Below are 11,691 nucleotides of genomic sequence, written 5' to 3' on the forward strand. Positions count from 1 at the left end.
TCCTTTTTGCCCTCGGTAAATATCTGGTCTAAATTCTATTCAAATTCTTGAACCTAATTTTTTTGCATTTGGATAATCCAAAAATGGACTTAAAAATTATATTTTGTTAATTTATTTTTTATACAATATTATTGGTCCCATTTGGGATTTATTAAAATAATAATTTAAAGTTCTAAAAAATCACGACTATGAGAGATAGCTACAAATTTCTAGTTATTAAATACATAAATCTAGGGAGTTTACTCTTTTTGGCTTCGCTATTTTCTCTTTCAGCAAAACTTAGACTGGAAGAAATGAAACTTTGCATCCAGCATGATATCACTTCCTTCCTGATCTTTCTCGGTTCCTTTCAGGGGCTTTATTTGAATCGATTCTCAAAAAAATATAAAGTCATTTCAGTTAAAGTAGTAAGGCTCGAGTATCAATGTCTCAGGAATTACAAGGTCAAATCATGGCAAGTAGATTCTATTTATAAGTATACCCAACCAAAGAGTTGATTTTTAGGACTTTTGATAGTATGAAAGACATATGCTGCATTTACTCTAATTCAATTTATCAGGAATGATTTCAGCAATTTTGATTTTTGTTTTTGGGGGTATTCTTTTCCCTTATTTGATCCGAGGGCGGGTCATAAAGGTGAATATTTCTGCTATTTCCCAAGGCATATTTTCAAGTCATGAACATAATTGTCAACTATTTTCAATATTACATCTTTTCAGAAAAGGGGTAGTAGGGTTTTGGTTTTTTGGGGGGGTGATTTTTTTGGGTGTGGGGGAGGTGAAGGGACAGTGTGCTATAAATGTACCAGCCTTTACATCCACAGGATCTCATTCCTGGACAGTTCCATCTGGTGTTACTTCAATTACAGTTGATGTTTGGGGTGCAGGAGGTGGTGGCAGTAGAAGGTCTGGTTCGAATGGCGCAAGTGGTGGTGGTGGTGGTGGTGCCTTCTCGAGAAGCATACTAGCTGTAACTCCAGGTTCTGTTTTAACCGTTTACGTAGGGAACGGCGGTGCAAGTAGCACTAACGGACAAGCCTCTTGGATTTCAACTACCACCTTGATAGCTAATGCGATTGTCCTTGCTGAAGGTGGACAATCTCCAGGAGATAATAGTAACACAGGTGATAGAGGTGGAAGGGCATCAAATGGAATTTTTAATAATTTAGGATTTAACGGTGGTGATGGAGCGGATAGGGCAGCAACTAATAGAGGTGGTGGTGGTGGCGGCGCTGCTGGCCCCACAGGAAATGGAGGGAATGCATCAGGAAGGAATGGTGGTAATGGGAATGAAGATGGTGGAAATGGAGGACCTGCCAATGACAATAATAATACAAACGGAAATCCAGGCCTAGTAATAGGGGGTGGCGGTAGTGGCGCTGCTAGAAATTCAGGTAATAGGGCTGGCGGTGCTGGTGCTCGAGGAGAGATTAGGATCACTTACACACTACCTAATCCTACCGCAGGTGCCATTGCAACAGCTCAAACAATTTGCAGTGGTGGAAACCCCGCAGCTTTTACAAGTACCACAGCAGGGACAGGAACTGGAACCCTTACTTATAGATGGGAAAGTGCTGTTAGTCCATTCTCCAGCTGGTCTACCATAGGTGGAGCAACTTCAGCTACCTATGATCCTCCAGCTGGTTTAACGGTTTCCACCCAATACAGAAGAATAACAATAGCTACATTTTCCGGAGTTACTTGTGAATCACAGCCCACCGCATCCATACAAGTTACTGTACAAAGTGTACCAACTGCTGGAACTATCGCAGGAGCTCAAACGATTTGCAACGGTGGAGACCCGGTAGCATTCACTAGTTCAACCGCAGGAACAGGGTCAGGAACAATCTCATATCGTTGGGAAAGTGCAGTAAGTCCGTTCAGCACTTGGTCTTCAATTGCGGGAGCCGCTTCCGCTACCTATGACGCTCCATCCGGATTGACGATAACTACTCAATTTAGAAGAGTAACAGTATCCACATTAAATGGAGTGGCATGCGAATCATCAACGACCCCACCAATACAAGTAACCGTCTCACCCAACAAATCTGCCTCCTCACCAACCACCACCTCAGTTTGTGCAGTTACTGGTAACACTAATATTTCACACACCACAGAGGGTGTAACAGGTATAGGTACTGCCACAGGCCTTCCTACGGGAATTACTCCTTCATTTGCAGGTGGTATTATCACGATTTCCGGAAATCCCACCCAGTTGGGTACGTTTAATTATTCCATTCCCCTAATTGGAACCTGCGGCCCCGACGCTTTTGCGACAGGTACTATCACCGTTACAAATTGTGCCTGTGAGGAGATATTTACGAGCAATGGCACCTTTACCATTCCAAATGGCGTCAGCCAGATTGTTGTAGAGGCCTGGGGTGGTGGCGGAGCTGGTGGTGGCAGCGCAAATAATTCGGCAGTTCGAAAAGGTGGAGGTGGTGGTGGTGGTGCATACTCAACCAATCCATTTGATGTTTCGCCTAACCAAGTGCTAACAATTACTGTTGGGGTGGGCGGTAACGGAGCTAGCAATGCTAATGGGGGCAATGGAGGGTTCTCGGAAGTTGTCCGATTAGGGACCACTCTTGTGCGGGCAAATGGTGGGAATGGAGGAATTGCTAATGGAAATGGCGGAACTGGTGGAAATGGCGGGATTGGGGCTATAATCGCAGGTGGAAATGGTGGAAATGGTGGAAATGGAAGTGGCACTAGTGGTAGTGGTGGAAATGGTGGAAATGGAGGGCCTGGAGGGCCTGGACGAACTGATAGCGATGGAAGTGGAAACGGATATATTGGAACTGTTATTGGCGGGGGAGGCAGTGGCTCTCGAACGCAAAACAGTACAGGAATCGGAGGAAATGGTGCCAGAGGTGAAATAAGGATCTCCTTTACTCTCACTGCTGGTGTAGTGAGTGGCCCACAGGCAGTCTGTCTTGGAGGCACAACTGCCTTTTCCTCCACCATGGCTGGCGGTACTTGGTCTTCAAGCAATGAAGCTGTTGCCACTGTCAACCCAACCACTGGAGTCGTCACAGGGCTGAGTATTGGCATTGCCTCAATAAGATATACACTTGTCGGAAGTTGCGCTATTGCTACCTCCACCAGAACGGTATTTGTTAACCAACCTATAAATCCCGGGGTATTGAATGGTATCCAGGAGATATGTATAGGAGGAACTTCCCAATTTTCTTCAACCACAACAAATGGTACTTGGTCCTCAAGCAATTCAGCCGTCGCTTCTGTAAATAGCACAGGATTCGTGACCGGAATTACGGCAGGAACGGCAACCATCAGCTACACGCTTCCAACAAGCGGAGGCTGCCCACCTATAGCCGCTACCCGTACAATCACTGTCACCGCACCGCCAAGTGCAGGCACATTGACAGGCAATCAGGCAGTGTGCGTAGCAGGCACAACTACGTTCTCATCTACCAGCCCTGGAGGTATATGGGTATCTAGTAATCCAGCAATTGCCACTGTGAACCTTACTACGGGGCTTGTTGCTGGAGTGGCTCCAGGCACTGCAGCCCTGACTTATACCGTAGCGGGTACAGGTGGCTGTCCGGATGCCTCTGCCACTCGAAATATCACTATCACAGCAGCTCCAATTTCAGGAACATTAAGTGGTTCAGTTGAATTGTGTGTTGGAGATGAGGCCACTTTCTCATCGACTATGGCTGGTGGAGCTTGGTCTTCGAGCAATAATGCCGTAGCTACAGTCAATAACTCAACAGGCCAAGTTATTGCGGTTTCAGCGGGTACAGCTACAATTACCTATACAATGACTGGTACGGGTGGCTGTGCCGACGCAACGGCAACTCGAAATGTCACAGTTTATCCACTGCCAAGTCCTTCATTTACAGTTGAACCACTTGCAGACGTTTGTATAGGAGCTCCAGTCACTTACACTACCCAAAATAATCAATTTGACTATGATTGGAATATTCAAGGAATAGCCGGAACAGATTATACTATTACATCAGGGGGCATCGGTACTATCAACCACACTGTTTCGCTTATTTGGTTAACACCCGGAACAAAAAATGTGTCAGTAAATTATTCAAATGCTAACGGTTGTAGTGTAGAAAATTCCATCAGTAATTCCATAACTATCAACCCGCTTCCTAATCCAACTTTCACCTCTTCACCTTCCAATCCAATCTGTATCGGGGATGAAATCACCTACACCACTCAGGCAGGTCAATCTTTATATATCTGGACTGTTTCGGGTACAGAAGGAACAGATTTCACTATCAAAGCTGGAGGTATTGGCACAAACAGTAATACAGTCACCATAGATTGGCTAACAAGTGGTTCCAAAACCGTAACCATTAATTATCAGAATTCCACTACTTGTTCAGGCGTTAACCCCGCCTCCAATACAATCGATCTGGATTCCCTACCCATTCCGACTTTTACCACAGAACCATCCAATCCCTCCTGTATAGGGGATGAAGTCACTTACACCACAGAAGGAGGCCAGTCTAACTACCTCTGGATAGTTTCCGGCACTGAAGGAACCGATTATAACATCACAGCCGGAGGTTTAGGTACTTCGAATAATACAGTTACTATAAAATGGTTAACTGATGGCTCCAAAACTGTAACCGTCAATTATCAGGATGTAAATGGTTGTCCAGGAGTCAACCCAGCTTCCAATACAATTGACTTGGATCCTCTGCCTGTTCCTTCTTTCACTACCCAACCTTCAAATCCAGTCTGTATCGGAGATGAAGTCACTTACACTACTCAAGATGGGCAATCCAACTACATCTGGACAGTCTCCGGAACTGTTGGGGCCGATTACAACATCACCAACGGAGGTATTGGAACTACAAGCAATACCGTCACAATCGAATGGTTAACCAATGGATCAAAAACTGTAACTGTCAATTATCAGGATACTAATGGTTGTTCTGTAGTGAACCAGGCTACCAATACAATTGAGATTAGCATTTATACATCAATTGATATCCAACCAAATCCAAATGATGATTTGGAATGTTTTGGAGATGGTTTTGACCCTATTTCAGTCTCGGCGACCGGATCTAATCTTTCATACCAATGGTATAAAAAAACCGATAACTCTGATCCAACAACCAATCCAGGAACTCCTGTTACCGGTGCGACATTAGCTTCCTTTACCCCACCATCAACTCCAGAAGGAACTGCTTATTATTATGTTATAGTTTCGGGAAATTGCGGTGAAGAAATCTCAGACCTTTCAGGGGAGTACATTGTGGATCCTGCCGGAACCTTAATCACGGTTCACCCTGATGTATTTGATGAAACAATCTGTTTTGGAGGGTCTTTTTCACCGCTTGAAGTATTCGCTTTAGGCGATGGAGGGAGTATGGTAACCTATCAATGGTATCAAAATGATTCGCCTAACAACATTGGTGGAATTTTGCTCGCTGGACAGGTGTTGGCCAATTTCACTCCTCACTCAGATGCATCTGTTGCTGATGGTTTACCGAGATATTATTACGCCACTGCATCGAGCAGCTGTGGAACTGTTCCATCAGAAATATCAGGTGCCTTTATAGTCAATCCACTAACAGCAATAGAAAATGTTAGCTTGGCTGGGACTACTATTTGCGAAAATGACGGACCGTTTACACCGATCTCTGTGATAGCCTCAGGAATCGGCACTCTATCCTATCAATGGTATAGCAATACTACAGGGGTCATCAATACTGCTGTAGATACACAAGTAGGAACCAATTCAAATTCCTTTACACCACCTTCCAATGTTGCTGATGGAAATCCAAGATATTATTATGTGCTGGTTTCAAGTACGAATGGATGCGGACCGGATGTCATTTCTACCCTATCAGGAACATTTGTAGTAAATCCAAACAATACAGTAAGCGGCCCCTCCTCCACTCCGACTGAGTGTATAAATAGTGCCATTCCTTCAATCACCCACACTACTACAAATGCCACTGGAATCGGAGCTCCAACTGGCTTACCAACCGGAGTGACTGCTATTTGGGATGCTGATGTTATCACAATTACAGGAACTCCAACTCAATCAGGCAACTTTAATTACTCCATTCCACTGACTGGCGGTTGTGGAGATGAAGCTGCAACAGGAACCATCACCGTCACTCCAAATATGACCGCGACCTCTACCCAAGCTGATGGAACAACTTGCATCAATCAGTCGCTTTCTGCTATTACGCATAGCACAACCCTTACTACTGGGATCGGTGCTCCTACCGGACTTCCTGCTGGTGTGACGGCTGCTTGGGCTTCCAATGTCATTACCATTTCGGGAACGCCTAGTGTTTCGGGAACCTTCAACTATTCCATTCCGCTCAACGGAGGTTGCGGAACTGTAGCGGCAACAGGATCAATCACTGTTACTCCTGATATGACGGTCAATTCCTCCCAAACAGATGGAATTACTTGCATTAATGAGCCATTAGCAGCTATTGTGCATACCTCAACCCTTGCGACTGGAATTGGGACACCGACCGGACTTCCCTCAGGAGTAACTGCCAGCTGGAATACAAATGTGATTACTATCTCAGGAACTCCAGACGTTTCGGGTTCTTTCGCCTACTCAATACCGTTGACCGGTGGATGTGGAACTGTGGTGGCTACCGGAACCATCACAGTCACGCCGAACATGACAGCGACTACCACGGACCCCGATAGAACGATATGTTTAAATGAGTCCTTATCCCCAATAACCTATAACACCTCATTCGTTACCGGTATAGGTTTACCAGTCGGATTGCCTGCCGGAGTAACGGCCACTTGGAACACTAACGTTATCACCATCACAGGAACACCAACTGGTACTGGTACTTTTAACTATTCCATACCACTTACAGGAGGTTGCGGAACAGAAGTAGCAACTGGGACCATAACGGTCAATCCAAGGCCTGAAATCACTAACATTATTGGAGCACCTATTTGTAGCGGAGACAGCTTTACAGTCACTCCAGCCAATGGAACCAACGGATTAGTCCCAACAGGAACAACTTATATTTGGACTGTGGTAAATAATCCAAATATAACGGGAGAAACAGCTCAAGCAGTACCACTGGCAAATATTTCCCAAACTCTAATAAATACATCAAACACCAATCAAATAGTAACCTACACGGTAACGCCGACGACGATGGAAGGCTGCATAGGTAATACCTTCACGGTAGAAATCACTGTTAGTCCGATTCCCACTGTAAACCCTATTTCAAATCAACCGCCAGTCTGCAGTGGTTCATCCTCAAGTGCTGTCAATTTCTCGGGAAATTCGGTAGCGGGCGTGATTTATAATTGGACAAATAGTAATCCTACCATTGGATTGGCAGCTTCAGGTTCGGGAAATATTCCTCCGTTTACAACAACAAATACCGGGTCAAGTCCAATCACAGCAACAATTACAGTGACTCCTACCGCAAATGGTTGTTCTGGTCTTTCAGAATCGTTTACGATCACTGTCAATCCTACCCCAATCGTTACGATCCTTGCGGATTATTGTGCAGTCGCGGGAAGTGTAGAATTGGTAGCAAGTTCAAATGTGACTGGTACTACATGGCTATGGAATACCGGGCAAACCACCTCAAGTATTCTTGTAAATACCGCCGGATTATTTTCGGTTACGGCAACTTCTCCTAATGGATGTATTACTAGTTCGTCTTTCAGCGTAGCTGAGGAATTAGTAGTTGACGGGTCTTTTACTAATTTTAGCCCAGCAAGCCCTAGTTTCTTTACCGAATACACGCAAAATCAAAATTTCTATGTAAACGGAAATAATACAACTGGTCTATGGCCTGAGGGGTATTATGCAGTTAATGTAAATGCAAATGGAAGTACGACTACTACCCCTCAAGGCTACCATACAAATTTCCATGGTAGAGACCATACCAACAATTCCGTTGGACCAAGAAACTTCTTGATGGTCAATGGTGGAGCACTTATTGGAAGCCCGCTTAGACAGCCAATTATTTGGGAGCAGACAGTTACTGTCGAGCCCAATACGGAATATTATTTTTCTGCATGGGCTATGAATTTGAATCCGTCATCTCCGGCCAGACTTCAGTTTGAGATAAATGGAGTCTTGGTGGGCACCATACTAGATTTAAACAACGCTCCAAAGCCAACTAATGCTGCACAGGTAAGCTTAGATAACTGGAGGCAGTTTTACAGTGATCCAACCTGGAGCTCAGGTGATGCAACTACGGCTACAATTAGAATTGTTAACTTAAATACCGCCCTGGGAGGAAATGATTTTGGATTGGACGACATCTCCTTTGGTACTCTTTCTCCCTTTATTAAATTGACATCAGCAGTAGGTACTGATGATAGCCAAGTCGTCTGTGAAGATTCACCAATTATAGATATTGAATATAGAGTCGGCGGAGGATTAGCAGGTCCTGTTGTGGAGAACTTACCTCCAGGTATTACCAGTGTTTGGAATGGAGTGAATCTGCGATTTAGTGGTTCGCCAACCACGGCAGGGACATACAATTACACTATTTTCACAACCGGAGAGTGTTTACAAGTTAGGGCTTATGGAGTAATTGTGGTACGGGACACCCCAACTGAAGGAGTAATTGCAAGTGACCAAACCGTCTGTGCAGGGGAAGACCCAGCTGAAATTATAGGTGACATCTATACCCCACAGGAAACTGGGGCCACCATTTCTTACCGTTGGGAGTTAAATACCAACTTAGGAACCCCTAACTGGACGGCTGTTCCTGGTAATCCGTCAGGAGCCAATTACGATCCCACCATCTTGGGTGCCACTACACAATATAGAAGATTTACAATTTCTACTGTTGGAGGACTTTCCTGCGAATCCCCACCATCAAACCCTGTAACAATTACCATCCAAGTTATTCCTTCCACAGGCGCTATCGCCACAGACCAAACGATTTGTGAGGGAGGAGATCCCTCCGCTTTTACAAGTACAACAGATGGGATTGGATCTGGAACCATCACCTACCGTTGGGAGTATACCAATTCATCTAATCCAGGCTGGAATACGATTGCGGGTGCAACGGAAGCCACTTATGATTCTCCAGCACTGGTTGAAACAACCCAATTTAGAAGAGTCACTGTCTCAACTTTAAACGGTACAGCGTGTGAGTCTATACCATCAGCACCTGTACAGGTATCCGTTACCCCTACTAACACAGTAACTCCGGTCAATCCTGACCCCCCGCTTTGTCTCAATACGCCCACTGGGGTCATTATAATACATACTACGACAGGAGCATTTGGAATAGTACCACAAAGTCCAACTGTGAATTACAATCTTCCGAATGGGGTGACTCCAAGTTGGAATGCCGGAGTTCTTACTGTTTCCGGAACGCCGACTGAGTTCGGCGTATTCAATTATAACATTCCATTAAATGGAGGATGCGGCTCTATCAGTGCGACAGGTACCATTACCGTGGAAAATCCTACCTATCCTATCATTGCAATCAATGTGGTTAATCCTATTTTAGGAACTTCGCCTCCTTTCACTTCCACATTTACAGTGTATAGTAATCAATTGACAATTGGTAGCTACACAATCAATTATAGTATAGATGGAATCAATGGAGGACCTAATCAAACGATTTCAGTGAATGTCACTACACCGGGTCAATTTACCTTTACCTCATTACCTTACAGCAATGAAGGGACAACGATACTGACGATCAATTCCATTAAAAAGGATACAGAAAACTGTACTTATTATCCTCCAATAAATAATACCGCTCCTTATGGAATTTCCTGTAGTACAGAGTTCTGGAAAACTGAGGGAAATCGAGTTTTCGCAGTACCTGCAAATATCTTCCAAGTAAATATTCAGGTTTTCGGAGATGGATTAGGAGGAAATACAGCCTCTCAAACCATGAGCGTAATTCCGAGTGGTGCAATATTCGTTATTTTCGACGGAACCAATGTTTTTGCTACTGAAGCACCTCCATCTGTACCTATCGCAGATAGACTAGCACAAGCAATCGTGAGCACAACCGGTCCTAACGGTAGGATAGTGATCACTTATGACTGTACACCTCCTCCCCCATGTAATGGTACTGGAGATGTATTCCAATATACCGATTCAGAAGGATACACAGTAATCCGGGTGACAGGAGATTGTTCCTCATGGACTTGGACTGCACCTGATGGTTTGGATGAGTTTGAAGTGCTTGTGGTTGGTGGTGGTGGTGGTGGTGGCTATGGAGAAGCGGCCGGTGGTGGTGGTGGTGGCGCTGTTATTTATCAGCAGTTTACAGGAATTACTATGAATGGACTACCTGGTCTGCAAGGCGCTACCTTCACGGTGACTCCGGGAGGTTTCGGGCTTGGGGCAAGTTCAAGTGCTCAGAGAGGTGGGAATGGAGGCGATTCATTTTTCTCAGGACCTTTATTTGAAGATGCAGGAGGAAATACCTTTATCAACATCTCAGCCTTTGGAGGCGGAGGAGGTGGTTCTACTAATACTAATTCATCAATTCGGCAAGGTGCTCAGGGTGCTTCCGGTGGCGGTGGTGCAGCCTATGGTATGGATGAGTCTACCGGCGGCGATGGAACTAAGGGTAAAAATGGAGGAAATGGGATCGGAGAAACGTTCGGTTCGGCAGGTGCCGGAGGCGGTGGAGACTCAAGCTTAGGTGAAAACGGAAGCACTTTCGGAAGCGGAGCAATAATGAATGCCGGCTCGGGAGGAAGCGGAGAACTAAGGACTATTTCAGATAATGAAACCTATTATGGAGCAGGTGGTGGTGGTACAGCTTCTGGTGCAATAACCAATTATGCAGGGTATGGTGGAAGTCCATATACTGCTAATGGAAATCAGTTTTACGCAGGAGGAAATGGGAATAACTATGGTACAGGTTTACCGGCTACTACTTATGGATCTGGAGGAGGTGCCGGTAGATTGGGTGGAAGTGCGGGCTTCCAAGGAGTCATCTATATACGCTACCCTAACTTCCGAATCCTCCCAATAGAATATCTGTATTTTAATGCTAGCTACAATTCTCTAATGCGTTCGGGGGACTTGACTTGGGCGACAGCCAAGGAATGGGAGAATGACAGATTTGAAATTGAGCGCTCCATTAATTCTATCACAGATTGGGAAACGATAGGTGAATCGGCCGGGGCTGGCTTTTCAGACCAACCAAAAGAATATAAATACCAAGACATCAAACTACCACTTGCTGGTGGGAATATATTTTACCGATTGAAGCAATTTGACCTTATGGGGGAAACAACTTACAGTGAAACTAAGGCGATCAGAGTCGATCCAATGGCTGGAACTTCCTATTGGAGAGTGTACCCTAACCCGACTACCGGAGATCCGATCAATCTGGAATTGCTCAATACCAGTTCTTTCAATGATGAAAAAATCACTGTCAAAGTGATATCTGCTACAGGAATATTTGAAATCATTCAAAGTAAATCTGCTAAACACCTTAGTTTACAACTTTCCGATATCTTGAGAAGTAAGGCTGCTGGTATTTATACGATTGAGATAAGTTGGGCCAATTCCAAGGAATATCACAAGGTAATTTTGAGGAGGTAGACATTAAAAACTGAGCTTATATAATCATTCCAATTTGGAGCCTGCAACTTCAAATTGGGATTTTTTCTGGATTATCCTCGGTGAAAAATGATTTGGCTAAAGCCAGAAAGAATTTTTGTGATTACAAAACCAAATGCAAAATCTGAATTGAATATTTTG

General features: G+C 44.6%; 1 protein-coding gene. It reads left to right on the forward strand.

Annotated features, from left to right (window positions below):
- The first annotated feature begins 561 nt into the window (after nt 1-561).
- On the forward strand, nt 562-11,532 hold the full coding sequence (locus ACK4HU_RS14950) for a glycine-rich domain-containing protein (RefSeq protein WP_409808071.1): 10,971 nt from the start codon (nt 562-564) through the stop codon (nt 11,530-11,532).
- The last annotated feature ends 159 nt before the right edge of the window (nt 11,533-11,691 follow it).

Origin of the sequence: Algoriphagus sp. (genome assembly GCF_046296635.1) — a bacterium.
In the GTDB taxonomy this organism is placed as follows: domain Bacteria; phylum Bacteroidota; class Bacteroidia; order Cytophagales; family Cyclobacteriaceae; genus Algoriphagus.